This window comes from Ferdinandcohnia sp. QZ13, from assembly GCF_031324165.1.
Taxonomy (GTDB): Bacteria; Bacillota; Bacilli; order Bacillales; family Bacillaceae_L; genus Ferdinandcohnia.
Window position 1 is genome coordinate 343,131 of sequence record NZ_JAVIVW010000001.1, and the last position, 18,512, is coordinate 361,642.

Annotated in this window: 18 protein-coding genes, 1 pseudogene and 1 riboswitch; of the genes and pseudogenes, 11 read left to right on the plus strand and 8 right to left on the minus strand. The window is 34.7% G+C overall.

Going from position 1 to position 18,512, the window contains the following annotated elements:
- Nucleotides 1-81 precede the first annotated feature (81 nt).
- The 6 genes from RGU12_RS01760 (at nt 82) to RGU12_RS23740 (ending at nt 3,750) form a co-directional block, all read left to right on the plus strand.
- Nucleotides 82-639: a hypothetical protein gene (locus tag RGU12_RS01760; protein WP_309534535.1), complete on the plus strand. Its 558-nt coding sequence runs from the start codon at nt 82-84 to the stop codon at nt 637-639.
- Between the two features lie 5 nt (nt 640-644).
- Nucleotides 645-827 (plus strand): hypothetical protein, encoded by a 183-nt coding sequence (locus RGU12_RS01765; RefSeq protein ID WP_309534536.1) that lies wholly within the window; start codon nt 645-647, stop codon nt 825-827.
- Nucleotides 828-1,907: 1,080 nt separating this feature from the next.
- Nucleotides 1,908-2,123 (plus strand): hypothetical protein, encoded by a 216-nt coding sequence (locus RGU12_RS01770; RefSeq protein ID WP_309534537.1) that lies wholly within the window; start codon nt 1,908-1,910, stop codon nt 2,121-2,123.
- 204 nt (nt 2,124-2,327) lie between these two features.
- Nucleotides 2,328-2,834, plus strand: coding sequence for a helix-turn-helix domain-containing protein (locus RGU12_RS23850; RefSeq protein WP_505307728.1), 507 nt, complete (start codon nt 2,328-2,330; stop codon nt 2,832-2,834).
- Nucleotides 2,803-3,537, plus strand: a complete 735-nt coding sequence (locus tag RGU12_RS01780; RefSeq protein WP_309534539.1) for an IS3 family transposase — start codon at nt 2,803-2,805, stop codon at nt 3,535-3,537. The genes RGU12_RS23850 and RGU12_RS01780 overlap by 32 nt, the downstream gene beginning before the upstream one ends.
- Nucleotides 3,538-3,576: 39 nt before the next feature.
- Nucleotides 3,577-3,750 carry an IS3 family transposase gene (locus tag RGU12_RS23740; protein ID WP_396232296.1) on the plus strand — a complete coding sequence of 58 codons (174 nt, stop codon included), beginning with the start codon at nt 3,577-3,579 and terminating at the stop codon, nt 3,748-3,750.
- A 178-nt stretch (nt 3,751-3,928) separates the two neighbouring features.
- Here RGU12_RS23740 and RGU12_RS01785 read toward each other — a convergent pair whose 3' ends face one another.
- The 3 genes from RGU12_RS01785 to RGU12_RS01795 all read right to left on the minus strand — a co-directional run bounded on the left by RGU12_RS01785 (nt 3,929) and on the right by RGU12_RS01795 (nt 7,028).
- Nucleotides 3,929-5,626 carry a methyl-accepting chemotaxis protein gene (locus RGU12_RS01785; protein WP_309534540.1) on the minus strand — a complete coding sequence of 566 codons (1,698 nt, stop codon included), beginning with the start codon at nt 5,624-5,626 and terminating at the stop codon, nt 3,929-3,931.
- Between the two features lie 33 nt (nt 5,627-5,659).
- The gene (locus RGU12_RS01790) at nt 5,660-6,115 is read right to left on the minus strand and encodes a chemotaxis protein CheW (protein WP_309534541.1); all 456 of its coding nucleotides are present in this window, start codon (nt 6,113-6,115) and stop codon (nt 5,660-5,662) included.
- 190 nt (nt 6,116-6,305) lie between these two features.
- Nucleotides 6,306-7,028: an EAL domain-containing protein gene (locus RGU12_RS01795; protein WP_309534542.1), complete on the minus strand. Its 723-nt coding sequence runs from the start codon at nt 7,026-7,028 to the stop codon at nt 6,306-6,308.
- Between the two features lie 74 nt (nt 7,029-7,102).
- A riboswitch (cyclic di-GMP riboswitch) is annotated at nt 7,103-7,187 on the minus strand.
- 590 nt (nt 7,188-7,777) lie between these two features.
- On the opposite strand from RGU12_RS01795, the gene RGU12_RS01800 reads away from it, so the two are divergent.
- The gene (locus tag RGU12_RS01800) at nt 7,778-8,875 is read left to right on the plus strand and encodes an L-dopachrome tautomerase-related protein (protein ID WP_309534543.1); all 1,098 of its coding nucleotides are present in this window, start codon (nt 7,778-7,780) and stop codon (nt 8,873-8,875) included.
- A gap of 152 nt (nt 8,876-9,027) precedes the next feature.
- On the opposite strand, the gene RGU12_RS01805 is transcribed toward RGU12_RS01800, so the two are convergent.
- The 5 genes from RGU12_RS01805 to RGU12_RS01825 are packed head-to-tail and all read right to left on the minus strand — an operon-like array spanning nt 9,028 to nt 11,342.
- Nucleotides 9,028-9,327, minus strand: coding sequence for a spore coat protein (locus RGU12_RS01805; RefSeq protein WP_066322149.1), 300 nt, complete (start codon nt 9,325-9,327; stop codon nt 9,028-9,030).
- An 18-nt stretch (nt 9,328-9,345) separates the two neighbouring features.
- The gene (locus RGU12_RS01810; protein ID WP_309534544.1) at nt 9,346-9,540 is read right to left on the minus strand and encodes a hypothetical protein; all 195 of its coding nucleotides are present in this window, start codon (nt 9,538-9,540) and stop codon (nt 9,346-9,348) included.
- 16 nt (nt 9,541-9,556) lie between these two features.
- The gene (locus RGU12_RS01815) at nt 9,557-10,693 is read right to left on the minus strand and encodes a zinc-dependent alcohol dehydrogenase (RefSeq protein WP_309534545.1); all 1,137 of its coding nucleotides are present in this window, start codon (nt 10,691-10,693) and stop codon (nt 9,557-9,559) included.
- Nucleotides 10,694-10,711: 18 nt separating this feature from the next.
- Nucleotides 10,712-11,080, minus strand: a complete 369-nt coding sequence (locus tag RGU12_RS01820; RefSeq protein ID WP_304217332.1) for a spore coat protein — start codon at nt 11,078-11,080, stop codon at nt 10,712-10,714.
- Nucleotides 11,081-11,096: 16 nt separating this feature from the next.
- Nucleotides 11,097-11,342: a spore gernimation protein GerQ gene (locus RGU12_RS01825; RefSeq protein ID WP_309534546.1), complete on the minus strand. Its 246-nt coding sequence runs from the start codon at nt 11,340-11,342 to the stop codon at nt 11,097-11,099.
- A 201-nt stretch (nt 11,343-11,543) separates the two neighbouring features.
- Between RGU12_RS01825 and RGU12_RS01830 the strand changes: the two are divergent.
- The 4 genes and pseudogenes from RGU12_RS01830 to RGU12_RS01840 all read left to right on the plus strand — a co-directional run bounded on the left by RGU12_RS01830 (nt 11,544) and on the right by RGU12_RS01840 (nt 18,500).
- Nucleotides 11,544-12,356: pseudogene (locus RGU12_RS01830) on the plus strand (NmrA family NAD(P)-binding protein).
- A gap of 229 nt (nt 12,357-12,585) precedes the next feature.
- Nucleotides 12,586-12,987 carry a CBO0543 family protein gene (locus RGU12_RS23745; RefSeq protein WP_396232333.1) on the plus strand — a complete coding sequence of 134 codons (402 nt, stop codon included), beginning with the start codon at nt 12,586-12,588 and terminating at the stop codon, nt 12,985-12,987.
- Between the two features lie 637 nt (nt 12,988-13,624).
- The gene (locus RGU12_RS01835) at nt 13,625-16,735 is read left to right on the plus strand and encodes an EAL domain-containing protein (protein WP_309534547.1); all 3,111 of its coding nucleotides are present in this window, start codon (nt 13,625-13,627) and stop codon (nt 16,733-16,735) included.
- Between the two features lie 259 nt (nt 16,736-16,994).
- Nucleotides 16,995-18,500 carry a spore germination protein gene (locus RGU12_RS01840; RefSeq protein WP_309536254.1) on the plus strand — a complete coding sequence of 502 codons (1,506 nt, stop codon included), beginning with the start codon at nt 16,995-16,997 and terminating at the stop codon, nt 18,498-18,500.
- The last annotated feature ends 12 nt before the right edge of the window (nt 18,501-18,512 follow it).

The following is an 18,512-nucleotide window of genomic DNA, read 5'->3' on the forward strand; positions in this document are numbered from 1 at the left end:
TTAGCGGTTATTCATTCTCCATAGAAATTCTTATTACATGATGATGATGGAGAAGCTACTCAACCGGAAGAAGAAGTATATGTGTCTGATAATGATATTGCCCCAACACTAGAAAGTGTTAAATATGATTTGGAATTGTTGTTGGATTTTTCAATTACGAGATGGTTCCTTGAGGATGAGGTAATTTATGCTCTAAACCAGCATGATAAAGCTTCCCTATTAAATTCTGTCAAATATCGATTTTATGACACTGTAAATTATGAAGTAAAATCAAGAATGTTAGAAATAATAGCTGATGTTCTCGGTGATATTGCTTCTGATTGGGTTAGAGAACTTTGGGATAACTACGATGATGATTTCTTGATTCAATTATCTTGGGCAACATCAAGTAGTTTGCCTGCCAAAGAAGGTCTAGAATACATCTTCGGAAAGTTACAATCTTTAAGTGATATAGAACTAATTATGTCTGTATTTTCGTGTTTGCACAGATTTCGCTCAAATGAAGTGCTTGATTGGATTGAAATCAACTGTAGGACGTTTCATGATAATTGGGGGAGATTAGCAGCTCTATGCTTTCCGACTTGGGAGAGGATGAAAGCATGGCTAGCTAAGGACGACCTCTTAGCTTGGTGGCATTAGACACGATGGCTAAATGTGCAGCAATAGGTAACGACCCGTATATTGAAAGGTTCAATCCGAAAATAATTATGACAAATATGAGTGAAATTAACACTGTGTTAGACAGATATTACGATAACGATGCTGTACCTCGCGTTAAGAACAAAAGAGAAAGAATTTTAAACCATAAAGAGGTTATTTTTGAGTAAATTCAAGGCAACCCAATAAGGCTGTTTTTTAGTAAGTTTGCTAATGAAGTAATAGAAATTAATTCTGTCTAGAAACGGTGTATGTTTCTATGTGAAGTAGGAATTATACTTCACTAACGGGGGCGATAGTCCAAGATGGATTATCGCTTATTTTTGTTGAATTTATTGTACTAACGGAGCAGGTGTGCGGCCGAGCATAGGTCGTATCATATAGCGGGTGGGATTCCCGTCGAGCAAGAACTAGCCATTCACTCGTAGCGAGTCTTGGAGGGCTAAAGGTAACTTTAGTCTTTAAGCGTAGACAGTTAGGTAATGGGCCGAAAGCCAAATGGTTGAAGGGATTGAGCCCCATAATGTTAGTAAATCGTGAGGGCTGATGCTTTACCTGCAGCAGAAAGCAACATTTCATTCTTTGTATATGGCAAGAAGAATGAAACCTCTCTGGGGTCAGAGACCTTGGCACGTTACACATTGATATGATACGGCAACTCGGGAGACCCTAACGGTCTTTTCTTGTTAGAAGAGTATGGTGTACAAGCGATACAAAGTAAGGAAACCAAATGCCGTTTAGGGAGTCGGATAGCAGCGTAGTACCAATGAAGTTGGGTAATGCCGATATTTAAGTGCAGTGCCACTAAAATAGTGGAGTGCCTCACACCAATATAAGAGGTCTAGAATTTTAGCCCCAACTCTAAAGGTAGAATCATTTAAAGGTCACTGCACAATTATATTTTACAGCACTTTTGGCAATAAAAAAACAATGTCCTCAAACTAACGGTAGAGTTACACTAAATTAGTGATCCCACGTTTAAGTCAAAGGTACATTGATAATACAATTATAATTCATTAAAGAAATAATTCAAATATTTTTTGCTTAAAACTAAGTAAGTAAAGCACTTAGAGTCCCCAGTATGTAGTGTATTAAATGAGGTAATAAATCAGTTAAATTACTACAGAAACTAATGGGTGAGATTATTAAATAAGGACAGGATTATTTAATAAGAATCCCATAATAGTTCTGGTATGAAAATAATGAGTAGATATTACTTTGTCTTTTAGATTATTTAGAGGGTAGAATAAATGTTGGATAAAATTAAAGAATTTCCTGAAAAAGCGGCATTTGCAATTGGCTTAACTTTATTATTAGTTAGTGGATCATTGTTATTCTTGTTATCACTATTGTTCCATATTGGTAATTGGGCTACGTGGATTGTAGGAGGTATTATTGGGTTTATAGCATTCTTATTTATAGCAAGTGCGACTGATAAAAGACATTCAGGCCTTGATAAAAAGTAATTCTTTTTATTGTACTTATTGCATTAACGGGTGCTTTATTTGAATAAGAAAAGAATAAATCTAATACAAAAAGGCATACCAAATTGATATGCTCCCCTAAAGGTAGACAGATGAAATAAAAAAAATCTATTTTCTTGGGGGAGTATTTTTATAAGGCTAAAAGTAAGTTTTTTAAGGAAGAAAAATATATAATTTTAAAGGCTTATGAAAAGGGGGAATTACGGGCTTGAAAGATCCAACGGATGGAAGCGGTATTCAAAGGAATTAAAGTTATCTGCAGTAAGAGATGCCTTGTCTGGAGACTATTCTCTTATTGAGTTAACTCATAAGTACGAAATATCTAGTCACTCTGTACTGCAAGGATGGATAAAGCTTTATAATGGTCATAGAGAATTAAAGGAAACTTCAAAGGGGAGAAACCAGTCTATGACCAAAGGTAGAAAAACAACAGTAGAAGAGAGAATTGAAATAGCGAACTACTGCATTAAAAATCGGAAAGATTATCAGAGGGCAGCCGAAGTCTATAATGTCTCATACCAGCAGGTATATCCATGGGTTAAGAAGTATGAGGATGGCGGAGATGAAGCGCTGAAAGATAAGCGTGGTCATAAGAAAGAAGAAGGTAAGCTATCTCCAGGAGAGAAAATCAAACTTCAAATAAAAAAGTTAGAAAGAGAAAATGAACGTTTCGTGCGGAGAATTTATTCTTAAAAAAGTTAGAGGAGATCGAAAGGAGGCGAAAATAAGCCAAATCCGATTTGAGGATAAGTATGTCGCTATTCAGGAGCTTCACAGGAAAGAGAATTTAAGTATTAGTTTACTTTGTGAAATTGCGAGAATTGCACGATCCGCATACTATAAGTGGCTTAATGGTACTCCTTCTACCAGAGAAATACTGAATGAAGAAATTATAAAAGAAATGAAAATTCTCTATGAAAAAGTTGATGGTACCTTCGGCTATCGTCAAATGACACTTCATATGAATAGAAAGTTTGAAGAGAAACTTAATCATAAAAGAATCTATCGACTGATGAAAGTAGCTAGCTTACGCTCTGTCATTCGTATCAAGAGAAAACAATATAAACGCTCTACACCTCAACATGTAGCAGAAAATACATTAAATCGGGAATTTACCGCGGAAAAACCAAATGAAAAATGGGTTACGGATATTACAGAACTTAAGTATGGCCAGTCAAAAAAGGCCTATTTAAGTGCGATTCGTGATCTTTATGACGGATCAATTGTAAGCTATGTTCTAGGACATTCCAATAACAATAAACTTGTATTCAAGACGCTTGATCAAGCTACAGTACTATTATTAGCTGAGGAACATCCACTTATCCATAGTGACCGTGGGTTCCAATACACCTCTAAAGGATTTAAACGAAAGATAGATGCGGCGAAGATGACATAAAGTATGTCGCGAGTTGGTCGCTGAATTGATAATGGACCAATGGAATCTTTTTTTGGAACACTGAAATGTGAAAAATATTATTTGCATAAATATAAGACATTTGTGGAACTTTCTACTGCGATAGATGAGTACATTCATTTTTATAATCACAATAGATATCAAAAACGATTAAACGGCCTTAGCCATATGGAGTATAGAGCTAAAGCCGCTTAGGTCATTTTATATTATTTCCACTGTCTACTTGACAGGGGGGAGTTCAAATTCGCAATGCCGTTTTGTAATTTTCCCCCATCCTATTATATTTTTTACTACAAATTTTACAATAGTCACAATATTAGGTTCAACACTAGTTAATTTGGCGTAGGATTTTTTTTAGAGTACCAATTTATGATTAAACCTTAAACCTACTAACCGTATTTTGAAGTTCTTCCGCAAGGTTTGATAGGGCATTTGAAGACGCTGATATATCCTCCATTGATGCAAGTTGTTCTTCTGCAGCAGCTGCGACATTTTGTGAGTACATGGATGTTTCATTAGAAACATGAGAAATTTCAGTTACAGTACTAGATACTTCTTGAATACTCGCTGTTACTTCTTCTGTTGTCGCTGCCATGTCATTAATTTGGTCAGCTAACTTCTCCATATAAGTAAGGATCTCTTTGAAATTTTCTTCTGTTTGTTGAACAATATCTAAACCATCCTTAACATCGTATGTCACTTGCTCTATCGATTTATTTGACTGAATCATATCTTGTTGAATATCAAAGATTAACTTCGAAATTTGTGAAGAAGATTGGCGAGATTGCTCCGCTAATTTTCTTACTTCATCTGCAACCACCGCAAATCCTTTCCCGTGTTCTCCTGCTCTTGCTGCTTCAATAGCTGCATTAAGTGCTAATAAATTCGTTTGTTCTGCTATTTCGGAAATTACGCCAGATATATCACCAATTTCTTTAGAACGCTTATCTAATGATTTAAGTACCACTCCACTTTCAGTTACAGACATGCTGATAGAGTTAATTTGTTTTACGGTTTTATCTACAAACTCCCCGCCTTCTTTTGCTTTTTGAGTAGCTTTAGAACTAACTTCTGTAATGAAAGATGCATTTTCTGCAATTGATTGTACCTGTGTTGTTACTTCATCTAATGAACTTGCACTCTCTTGTACACTTGCGGTGGAATGTTCTGCTCCACTTGCAACTTGCTGAATAGATTCCGTAATTGATTCTGTTGCTTTACTCGTTTGTTCAGCACTAGCGGTTAATTCCTCAGAAGAAGAAGCCACTAGTTCTGAAGCTACTATAACCTCATTCATCATCTTTTTAAGATTCATAGTCATGAGGTTATAGTTCTTAGACAAGTCTCCTAATTCGTCACCTGAGTTATCCGAAATTTCAGCAGTAAAATCACCATTACCTGCTAATTCAAGAGAATTTGAAACGGATTGTAACCTCTTCTTAATTTTTGATGAAAATATAATAACCGCTAATATTGAAAGGGCAACGACTACAGCGAGAACGATTAAGAATGTTACTAAAAAACTTCCTAAGATCTTTTCAATTATAGATTGCGGAGCACCTACATAATACATGCCTATAGCATTATCATTTTTATCTAATAAAGGCATATATGCAGTTTGATATAGTATTCCTGCTACATTTGCCTCTCCATAATATACTTCTCCATTTTTTAAAACCGTTTCCACGACTTCTTTTGATGCTTTTGTTCCTACGGCACGTTCATTATTAGACATAACATTGGTAGATACTCGAGTATCTTCTAAGAAAATTGTTACTGTATCACCTGTATCCTTACCAATTGTATCAACAACTTCGTAATTATCATTCATAAGAGTTGAACCTTTATAAAGTTTATCCTCTTTTAATTCCCATTCACCTGGATATTCACTATTTAGATATCTAAAGGAAAGATTAAGGTCACCTTTTGCTTTTTCTAGAGCGAACTCCTCAATACCTTTTGTGATTTGATGATTAACAACCACACCTATAATAGATGACAAAGTAAGAATAATAGTTATAACTAATATATTAATTTTTGTGCCTAATTTTAAATTTATAAAAACTTTCATCATTTACACTCCAATGTTATATTTTTCTGTATTCTAAAATAATTTCTCTACTTGTTCCCTAATAACTTTTAGATTTGATAATTGATTGAACAATCTCGTTATATTAATAATTGGTATCAATTGTTCATCCAGTTTAATTATTCTTTCTAAAGAATTTTTTGAGGTTTCCATATGATTAAATGGGACAATATCATCATCTGAAACCTCTAAAATTTCCTTAGAATGATTAACTAATAAACAAATATGTATATCATCTGTCTTAACCAAGATATACTTTAAAGTTTCTGAAAGAATGGATTGATTACTAAACAATAACTGTTTCATATCAATAACAGGGACGACCTCTTCACGTATTTTCACTATTCCCCTCATGTACTCAGGGGCTTGTGGAAGTATAGTAGGCATAATTGCTTTCTCTATTGAAAGAACTCCATGAATAGGTAAAGCAAAATCTCCTTTGTCCACTTGGATAATGACATATTTTTGCATTTTAAAATTCTCCTATAGCGTTTTCAATTCAGAATTATATGGTAATTTAAACAAAATAAAAAACACCTTCAACCCTTTGTCTGTCTAACAAGGACCAAACGTGTTATTAGCAAGAAGCAGGGACTCTGCCTTACACCAATTTCACATATTTTATATTAATATTGATCAGAGACAGGAACGCTATCCTAATTCAATATTGTAGTGTTTTAGTATTTAATTTAATAGGTTTACTTAATAGATATCCTTGTGCGTACTGTACTCCCAAATTGTAAGCTGTTTCTAAATCAGTTTTTCTTTCTATACCTTCTAAAATAATATTGCACCCATACTTTTCACAAAAATTTTTAATAAAAGAAATAAGTTCTTGTTTTTTACTAGATAATGCAAGGTTTTTAGAAAAATAACGGTCTAATTTTAAATAATGGGGCTCTAGTTCCAGAATGTTCTTGATATCAGAATATCCTTTTCCATAATCATCAATTGCGATTCTGAATCCTAGTTCTTTTAAAAGATAAATCCTCTCCCTAAAGGTTTCATATTGTTCCACAAATTCAGATTCCGAAATTTCTAGAATGATTTCTTGTTTAAAAAGATAATTCTTTCTAACGATGGTCATAATGAATTCTAAAAATGTATCATGTAGAATTGTGGAAGGTAAAATATTAAGAAAAAGTTTGCCTTCTTCTATTGTATAACCAGTCGATGAATATGTTACTATCGCCTTTTCTATTGATAATAAGTCTAACTCATAAAGCAATCCATTTACTTTTGCGTTTTGAAAGATATTTTCTGGACTGTTATTATCGCCCGTTCTAAGAAGAGCTTCAAATCCAAATGTTTTTTTATCGGTTAGGTTGAACACAGGCTGAAAATGATGATATATTTCTCCCGTATATTTCTCTTTAATTGACATGTTTGATCACCTCCTTAATTTTCTCGACAAAAAGAGAACCTGAAGAAAATACAGGTTCTCTTGAACTGTTTTCTCACGGCAGCTAGGCTACCATAGCATTACTGCTTTAGGCCCTTAGCTTTGCGTCCTTACCTTTCGATAAGTTTGCCTTTATCTGATATCAATCATTACTACTTTTAGACTAGTCTTACAGGAATATTATACTAGGTTTCGACAAAATTCCAATAGTTTTTACAAAAAAAGACAAAATGAAAATGGATAATAGGGTTGTATTGTTTTCTCAAGGAGTAATGGTTGGTGTGAAGGATGCAAAAATAAAAAGCCGTTCTTTAAAAATACTATCCGTTGTATCAGAACCTAGAGGCTCACCAGGACATTGAAAGTGGATGTACAAATGGGAATGTTGATCATAAAATAAAAAAGACACAGAAGTAACTTCTTCAACTACCGGGGCAGTTTCCATTAAGTACATTTCTTCACAAAGTTTAAAGGGAAATTTTTCGGATTTTTATTTATAACAGCTTAACGTTGATTCGGGAATATTGAACTTCGCTACCTGCTAGTTGAAATCTACTTCATCTGGAGACCTTTAAATTAAAATGTTTTCTTTCTTCTGACAGACTTATTAAATTTCGAAAAAATCAATTTAATCATCTTTTCGTATAGAAAAACTTATTAAGAAACATGCACTAGAAAAAATATAAATCATATATAGGAGATATCCCGTTTGAATGCGTGAGGAGGATATTATGAAACCAATGTTACCTAGTGAAAAATATTTCGGTAATTTAGAACTAGTTTATGCATTTTATGGGGCTATGCCTACAGGTGTTACTCTTTCAGAAACCGGTCGTATTTTCATTTGCTTTCCGAAATGGGGAGACGATGTTAAATTTACGGTGGGGGAAATTGTTGAGGATAAATTGCAGCCTTATCCTAATTTACAAACCAATTTGGTTAACCCCGAGAATATCACAATGACTTTCATCAGTGTCCAAAGTGTAGTTGCTGATGGAAGGGGAACGCTTTGGATATTAGATACAGCGGCACCCAATTTTTCTGAACCTATTAAAGGTGGGGCCAAATTAGTCGCTGTTGATTTAAAAACCAATACAATTCGAAGAGTATATACATTTAAAGAAGATGTTGTTTTACCAACAACTTATCTGAATGATGTCCGATTTGATTTTCGTGTTGGAAACGCCGGTTATGCCTATATAACGGATTCTTCTTCTACAGGACCAGGAGCAATTATTGTCGTAGATTTAGAAAATGGAAACGCGTTTAGACGGTTAAATGGAGCAAATTCAACTTCACCCGATCCCTATTTTTTACCGAAAGTAGAAGGTCAAATTTTAATGAATCGAAACAAAGACGGTTCAACTTCTCCATTTAGATTGGCTTCTGATAGTCTTGCTATTTCTCCAGATGGAAAGCTTTTATATTTTGCTCCACTAACCAGTCGTCATTTGTTCTCGATCTCAACAGAAGCCCTGAGAGACAGGAATATACCGGACATGGATTTACCTTATCATGTGGAGTATTGGGGAGAAAAAGGTGCGTCTGATGGAATGATCACCGATGCAAAGGGAACTGTTTATGCTGGAGATTATGAAAACAACAGTATCCGTAAAATATTGCCGAATGGCACAATGGAAACCATTGCACATGATCCGAGAATTTTGTGGCCGGATACTTTTTCAATTGGTCCGGATCAATATTTGTATGTCATTGTGAACCAATTACATCGGCAGCCTAGATTTCATTATGGAAAAGACCTACGACAGAAACCTTATAGTTTACTTCGTATGAAAATTGGTGAATTTCCTGCTCCGACCTTTTCATAATAAAAATAGTCAATTATGTTTTTATTATATAGTGCGATACAAACACGAGTAACAAAGAAGTATTAACTTTATTTAGTTTTGCGAAATAAACTCAAAATGGTTTTAATAGGAACAGTTTATTTGGAAAGTGTTAAACTGTTCCTGGGGATTATTTATAAAGTCGGTAAGTTCAATGCTGTATTGATATTATTTAAATCCAAACTGATCTGTTCGTTTGTATCCCAAGCATGGTACCATCCTTTTTCTACCATATATGCTGATATTTGTTCATGCATATCAAGAGCTTCCACTAAATGGCGAGTGAGCATTTCTTTAATTTCCGGTGTTCCTGCCTCCGTAACTGCCATGGCATAATTTCTAACTCCACTTTTAGCTGAAATGAGTAGATCCATTGCAACCACTTGATCCGATAATGCGTCCATGCCAGTTAATGTTTCAATGATTGGATTCATGTTCATTCATCTCCTAATTTACTGCTTAGCGTTGGAAAGGATAGAAGCATATTCTTGTAATTGTCTCGTAGATACATCAATGTCTTGCTGCATAATATCTTTTAATAGCGGATCTGTAACTAATGCTCTCATTGTTTTGGATTTAGTTAAACAAGTGGTCTTAAATGCAGCTATTTCATGGACTTCAAGAACTTCATGTAAGGCGTATTTCATTTTTTTATCTCCTTCCTCAAGGTTTCAACACGACTTTTATACAATCATCCATTTTGGTGTCAAAAATCTCATAGCCACGCTTTGCTTCACTAAGTGGAAGTACATGACTTACGACATCTCCTGGGTCAATTTTTCCGGTCGAAACTAATTCAAACATATATGGCATATAGTGAATCACAGGTGCTTGCCCAGAGCGGATATTGATATTTCGCTGCATAATATCTCCAAGAGGGAAACCATTATATCTACCGCCGTAAACGCCAGTAACTTGAATTGTCCCGCCTTTACGCACTGCTTGTGTAGCCATGATAAACGCACCTAATGCTCCACCTTGAAGTTTCATTCCGCTCGCAAGGAACTCTAAATCAGTCATTTTACCGTCCATACCAACAGCATCAATGACAACATCAGCGCCGCCCTTCGTCATTTCCTTCAAATGCATTCCCACATTTTCAAAGTGTTCAAAATTTACAATTTCAACTTTGTTGGTACGTTTGGCGTGTTGCAAACGATAGTCTACATAATCTACGGCAATGACACGCGTTGCTCCTTTTAGCCAACAGAATTTTTGAGCAAAAAGGCCAACCGGACCACAGCCAAAAACAATTACTGTATCTCCATCCTTTACGCCTGCATTGTCAACACTCCAAAAACCAGTAGTCATCGCATCGGCAATAACTGTTAACTTTTCATCTGGTTCCTCACAAGTCTCTGGAATTTTGAAATGAGTAAAGTTGGCAAATGGTACTCTTAAATATTCAGCTTGCCCGCCTGGATAACCACCTGTTGTACCAGAATATCCAAAATAAGCACCCATATCACCATTATCATTAGAATTATCACATTGGCTTTCCAAATGGTTTTTACAATAAATACATTCCCCGCAGGCAATGTTAAAAGGAATAATAACACGATCCCCTTTTTTTACTTTCGTAACATTTGGTCCAACCTCTTCAACAATTCCCATTGGTTCATGACCAATAACATAGTTTTCTTGCAGATTAGGAATCATGCCATGAATTAAATGTAAATCAGACCCACATATAGCTGTACTCGTTACTTTAATAATCATGTCATCTGGTTTTTCAATTTTTGGATTTGGAACTTCTTTGACTACAACATTTTTAATACCTTGATACGTTACTGCCTTCATGCTATACAGCCTCCAGTGTTAGTGATCATCAGGTGTCCGGTCAAACATACCTTTTCTATTGGTCTCAACCGGGAATAGATTCATTTTGCCCATCATCAATGTATTGTTGGCAGATAGCTGATCTAGTTTATACTGTTCACTTAGTTCGTATGGATGGAACCATTTTTTATTAATCATTAGTTCTGTAATTTCTTGGTGCATGGCAATACCTTGCATTAACTGCTTTCGTAAGAGGGTCCTAACATCAGGTGATGCAGACTCTGTTAATGCGACAGCAATATTGCGCACACCTTCTTTGGCACGAAGAAGTAAGTCCATCGCAAATGTGGTATCAGCTAGCTCTGGTACGTGTAACGCGTTTATTGGGTCTAAATAGTCCTGGTTCAATGAAATTGCCTCCTTTTCAATTTATTATTGGTGTTGGCCGGTTTTGAGGAACTGGAGCTTCAAAAGGTGCGCGTTGATAAACTGCCTGTAATTCTCTAAGCGCTTGCATGGATTGTTCAACATCTTTTTGCATTAATGCTCTCAAATCATGATCAAATACGAGTCCTTGCATTAGTTTTGATTTCGCTAAGCAAAGTGTTTTGAAATTAATAACTTCATGTAAATCCAATGATTCATGATCGGCTAATTTTTGATTATCCATTTCTAATTAACCTCCTTATTCGTTAATGCAATCTATTGTATTGTTCCAAAAATAGGAGTAAACATAACATTCTTTAATGTTATATTAAATTGGTAAATTATCTTAAATGGTTGGAATATTCCTAAAGTGGGGGATTCATTTATTGTGATGTCAGAGGATGGAGCAACGGGATAATTAGGTTCAAAGGTTGTAGAATAGTTATTGAAGTCTGTACCTACAAGTATATTGGTGATGAGTGTCCGAAATCCAGAAAAAGCAGAAGGACTTCGTAAACGTGGAGTGGATATTCGTCAAGGCGATTTTGACCGACCAGAAACATTAGATAATGCTTTTAAAGGGATTGACCGGTTATTAATTATTTCTAATGATGGTGACAATGACACAAGAATCCAACAACATGCTAATGCTGTCCATGCAACTGAATGTGCAGGGATAAAATTTATTGCTTAAACAAGCTTAGCCAATGCAACAGATAGCAAAAATTAAATGGCTCCAACTCATTTTGAGACCGAAGCAGCGATCATTAAAACGGGTATCCCATGTTCTTTCTTACTTAACAATTGGTATTTGGAAAACGAAATATGAAGCATACGAGGTACTCTCGCAGAAGCTCCATGGGTAACATCTGCTGGAGAAGGTAAAGTAGGTTGGGCACTACAACAAGATTGCGCCGATGCAGCTGCTGCAGATCTTGTTGGAAACGGTCACGAAAATACAGTTATGAACTTTCAGGTCCACTTTTAACTCAAGAAGAATTGGCATCTGCTCTTGGGAATTTATTAGGTAAAGATATACCTGTACAACAAGTTAGTGACGAACAATATTCAGAAATAATGAGAGGCTTAGGTTTACCTGATTTTGTGATCCACAATTGTAGTAGGAATTCAAGAAAGAATTCTTAATGGTTCACTAGAAGTAGATAGCAATGATTTCGAGAAAGTTCTCGGTCGTTCAATTACTTCGATTAACGAAGCACTTAATCAACTCGTTAATCTAAATCTAAAAGTATTATAAGACCGACATTAAGTCGTTTTTTTTTGTTTAATGGAAAACTTTAAAATAAATACCTTTTTGGTGAAAGTTTATCGTTCCACCACTAAAGGATAAGGGTAGTTAAAGAAGAATAATTCATCGATAAAATAATGATAATAAGGTTGATATTGTTGTTTTTTAAAACGAGGTGTTCCTCTTGGTGAAGCTATTTATTGTAACTGTTATATTAGTTTTCTTAGTTGCTCTAAAAATGCCTAGAAAAAGAACAAGGCACGAGTTATTAGCTACAATACAGTTTGCATTGTTAATGAATTTTGTAAGTGATCTTTATCTAGATTTAAAGTACAATCTTTACTGGTATTTTGATAAAGAACAAATAGAGTTGTTGTACCTAGTTGTAGTCCTTGGTGAAATTGCTGTACTGGTTATTATTTTTAATTATTTTCCCCTGAAATCTAATACCATTAAGAAATTTATATATGTCTTGTGTTGGACATGCGTTCTTGTATTACTTGAGTTGTATGCAGTTTATATTAGCATTTTACATTATGGTGAATGGAATATAATATATTCGGCGGTGGCTTACTTTATTTCAATGTACATCCTTTATTTCGTATTAGACTACACGGCGGATAGTAGAGAAACTCAGTAATAAAGTCGCAATTTCTTTTCAATTAACGGGGTGCAAAAACATAAAAGTTTACATTGTAGACGCTTGGAATCAATCCAAGCGTTTAATTTTGTTGAATTATCAACATAGTTATTTAACACAGCCAAAAATAAAAAAAATGACGCAAAAGGGTCGTCACTTAACTTTGAGTCAACTTCATATTTTTTGTCTTATTGGAAAAAACATACTAAACCGCGCTGTTCAATATCTTTTATGATTCAAATCATTATCTCAGTAAAGATGAGAAAATTAGTAAACATAACACTTTAGTCCAAGCACAATGCAAAAAATCAAATAAGCCTGAATGAAATAAAAATCGAAAAGAATTTGGTGAGATTCAGTTCCCTTATTCAACTTATTGGTGCAAGAGTTAAAGTTCAAGCTGCCATTAACTGAGCAACTTTTTCTTGTTGGGCTAACGAAGCTTTAGTTGTAGAGCGAAAAATACCATGATGCTAGGTACACTCTTCAAAAAGGGATTAATAATGGATGAAAGCTCAAGGTGTTTTACGAATATCGATGTATTATATTAAATTTGTCGTTTGAATGGGAATAACTGTATAATATATTGGTGAATAATTTAGTTCCTTTTTTAGGTCCTAACGAAAGGAGATCACCATTGAGTCCTATAACCAATACTAAGGATATTTTGGAGCGAGTATCCGATGGATTTTATTCGTTAAATAATGAATTAAAATTTGAGTATATAAATAATGTTACAGAAAAACTTTTACAAATTAAACGAGAAAATGCAATTGGGCAATATATTCAGGATGTATTACCACACAGTGACTTGCGTAAATTTGTATCACGCTATGAAAGAGCATTGTCGGAACAAGTACCTGTAGAATTTGAAGAATTTTTTAATAATAGATGGTATGAAATAAGGGTATTTCCTTCTAGGGAAGGTTTGTCTGTACTTTTTAGAGATATTACAGAAAAAAAGAAAGAGTTTCAAAAAATTAATTTTCTAGCTAATTACGATGTTATAACAGAAATACCGAACCGTTTTTACTTTAATAAATACTTAAAACGCAAGTTACAATCATCTATTGATGGTTCATTCGCTGTTTTATTTATTGATATTAATAATTTTAAAAATGTAAATGATACATATGGGCATGGAGTAGGTGATTTGGTATTAAAACAAATCTCCAGACAAATTGAGGAAATAATAATTCAATTTGGTTTCATAGCTCGTTACTCTGGCGATAAATTTCTTTTAACGTTGGAAAACCTTGATGATCATGAAATTTCATCTGTGATTGAACGAATAATTAAATCATTTTCAAGTCCATTTTGTGTAAATGGGTTTGACATAAAAATTTCAATCTGCGTTGGGGTTAGCCAGTTTCCTAAGGATGGGCAAAGTGAAGAATTATTAATCAAACATTCAGAAAGTGCAATGTATCAGGCAAAAAAAGAGGGTAGAAATAAATATAAGTTTTACACCTTTGATGAGAATGAAGGAAGAGTAGACGCTTTAACATTAGAGTTAGAGCTCCACAAGGCGATAGAAAATAATCAGTTACTACTTCACTATCAACCTAAAATCAATTTAAATACGGGGAAAATTGTGGGTGTCGAGGCATTGATTCGTTGGGACCATCCAGAATGGGGAATGGTATCGCCAGAAACATTTATATCTATTGCTGAAGAGACAGGATTAATTCTACCTATTGGAGAATGGGTTTTGAATGCTGCGTGTCAACAAAATAAAACTTGGCAGCAACAAGGTTTTTCAACAGTTGTTTCCGTCAATTTATCAGCTATTCAATTTAATCAGACTACTATTATTGATACCATTGAATCCATTCTTCAAAAAACAGGATTAGAACCTCACTTTTTAGAAATTGAGATTACTGAAAGTATGACAGTTGATATTGACCGTACAATTTCAATATTACAACAGCTTAAAAAGATTGGAGTCCATATTAGTATCGATGATTTTGGTACAGGTTTCAGTTCATTAAGTTATTTAAAAAACATTCCTGTTGATAGATTAAAAATGGACAAGTCTTTCCTTAATGAACTTCGAAACAACCCAAATGATGAAACCATAGTTAAAACCATTATCTCAATGGCTCATAATTTAAATTTGATTGTAGTAGCTGAAGGGATAGAAACAAAAGAACAATTAGTTTTTCTGCAGCAACATTTATGTGATGAAGGACAAGGAAATTTTTTAAGTAAGCCCTTAACTGCATTCCAATTACAAGAAAAACGGTTTGAAATCGAAAAAATAGTTGAAGAACATGGAATTCCAAAAGACTTAAACCAACAATTGTTATTTAAAGAATTATTGGAAGCAGCCCAAAGAGAGTTACACGACACCATTCGTTTGCAGCAAGGGATGATATTTAAGTATAAGAAAATGAATGAACGATTTATTCATACACAATGTGACGGGGAATTATTATACCGTCTTGGAATGATACCTTCTCAAGTGATCGGAAAAGAATTAGCTGATTTTCTTCCTTATAGAACTGCTCTCAATATAACTTCCTACTATTTGATGGCATGGGAAGGAAAGGAATTTGTTACTTATGAGGAAGAGCTAAATGGGATTAATTATCTTGCAACTTTACGCCCTATTAAAAAAGCTGGAGAAGTCGTACAAGTCATAGGTTCATGTATAGATATAACGAAACGTAAAAAAGCGGAGAAGGCTTTACAAGAAAGCGAGGCTAAATATCGGCTGATTTCTGAAAACATGACGGACATAATAATGTTATTAGATATAAATGGAACGATACAGTATGCATCACCATCCCTTGGAAATGTATTGGGTAACCCATTAAAATCATATATAGGTAAAAAATCGTTTGATTTAATACATCCCGATGACTTGCAAAGCGTAATGATGGAATTTGAAAAAGTATTTAACACTATGAATCCATTAAGGATGGAAGCTCGTTTTGTGAACGTTGATGGAAAATCGTTATTAATTGAAGGACTAGGTACCCCAGTCCTTGGAGAGAATGGAGCTCCAGAACATTTTATACTAGTAGGAAGAGATATTACGGAAAAAAGGGAAATGGAAGAACAACTCTCAAAATCAGAGAAATTAGCGGTTGTGGGTCAACTAGCTGCAGGTGTTGCACATGAAGTTAGAAATCCTATCACTTCTATAAAAGGATTCATTCAACTTTTAGAGGAAGGAATCATGAAGAAAGAATTTTTTGAAGTAATTTCCAGAGATTTTAAACAAGTTGAGGAAATTCTTGAAGAATTTATTAATCTTGCCAAACCAAAAGAAATTCAATTAAAAAAGGTTCATATTAAAACTATACTTAAAGAAGTTGAGACATTATTAAAACCAGAAGCAAATTTGAAAAACGTAGAAATTTCCCAAGAATATAAACAAGATCTTCCTCAAATTATGTGTGATTCAAACCAAATAAAACAAGTTTTCATTAATATAATTAAAAATAGTATTGAAGCAATTTCTAATAATGGGTTTGTCAGAATCCAAGGCAGTATAGAAGGAAAAAATGTCCTAATAAAAATAAGCGATAATGGAAGTGGGATAAGTGAGGAGCGAGTTCAGAAATTAGGTGAGCCGTTCTATAGTAATAAAGAAAAGGGTACTGGTTTAGGTTTAATGATATGTTTTAGAATTGTTCAGGAACATAATGGGTCAATAAAAATAAAAAGTAAAGAAAATGAAGGTACTACAGTTGAAGTTCGGTTACCAGTAAAAAATTGTCAATCGAATGAAACCCAATAAATTAAACCTTATTAACCAGTTATCTATAACTAAACCCCCATCTGATATACAGGTGGGGATTCTTTGCCGTTTACCATCAAACGATTAAATAAAAGTCCTTCTTCAGAAAATAGGGAACTGTATCCATATTTTAGCTGAACAAAATCAAACCCGTATAATTCATCTTCTTTCTGGAAAACTATACCGCGAGAGGAGATGAATGGTCTTGAAATTACTTCTAAACGTAAGAAAAAGAAATAAAGATAAGGTTTCAGAAAAGATGGATTCCATTTCTAATGAAGAACCAGATAAACGAATAAGTTCAGACCTTTCTACCAACGAACGATTTTTGCGAGATGTTTTTCATCAATGTTCTGATGTTGTATTTCGTATGGTACCTATAAACGATAAAACAAAATTACTTTTTGTTTATATAGATGGTTTATGTGACACAAAACCTCTCGATGAGATGATGTTAAATCCTGATAGGACATCTGACAAAAAAAGTGAAGTATTTATATTTGAAGAATTTGTTGCAAATCAGCTTCGTGCCGTTGCTAAAATAAAATCAACCCAGAGTGTAAATGAATTAACGAATGGGATATTAACAGCAAATGTCGCCATTTTAGTCGAGGGAGAAACAACTGCTTTACTTGCTGATTTAAAAGGTTTTGAAAAACGGTCCATTGAAGAGCCTTCCTCCGAAACTGTCATACGTGGTCCAAGAGACGGGTTTACAGAAACATTACGTGTGAATACGAGCTTAATCCGAAGACGAATTAGGACCCCTAGATTGAAGATAGAGTCATTTACAATTGGTAAACTTTCAAAAACGGATGTAGCCATTGTATATATTGAAAAAATTGCAAGTGATTCTGTTATTGAGGAAGTACGAAAGAGACTCAAGTCAATTGAAATTGATGGAGTTATCGAGACTGGTTTTATTGAAGAGTTTGTTGAGGATTTTCCTTTTTCTCCATTTCCGCAAATTCAAAACACCGAGCGCCCCGATATCGTTTGCGGCAGTTTACTAGAAGGGAAAGTATCCATATTGGTGGACAATACTCCATTTGTACTGATTGTCCCCATGACCTTTTGGTCGGGGTTGCAGGCCGCTGAAGACTACTATGAACGGTTTATTTATGTAACCTTTATTCGCTGGATTCGCTATATTTTATTCAATATTTCACTGCTGCTTCCCTCTATATACGTTGCAGTAACAACTTTTCACCCACAGTTAATTCCAACAAATTTGTTAATTAGTATAGCATCTTCACGAGAGGATGTCCCATTTCCAGTGTTGTTTGAAGCTTTTATGATGGAACTGATGTTTGAAGCTTTACGTGAAGCTGGGATACGGCTTCCAAAGTCAATTGGTTCAGCTGTTAGTATTGTTGGAGCGCTTGTTATTGGGGAAGCTGCTGTACAAGCTGGTATTATCTCTGCTCCCATGGTTATTGTGGTAGCCGCCACAGGAATAGCATCATTCGCGGTACCGCGCTATAACTTCGGCACTGCATATAGGTTCCTTCGCTTTCCTATACTTATCCTAACAGGACTGTTTGGTCTCTATGGAGTTATTCTAGGAATGATTGCTATCCTCATTCATCTTGTTCATCTTCAATCCTTTGGGGTTCCCTATTTAAGTCCGATTGCCCCGCAAAATCCAAAATATCTAAAGGATGTTTTGGTACGAGCACCAAGATGGAGCATGAATCGCCGACCTATAAGAGTAGCTGGTCAAGATAAAACCCGTATTCCTGAAGGGCAGCGGACGAAAACCTGAAGGAAGGAACGA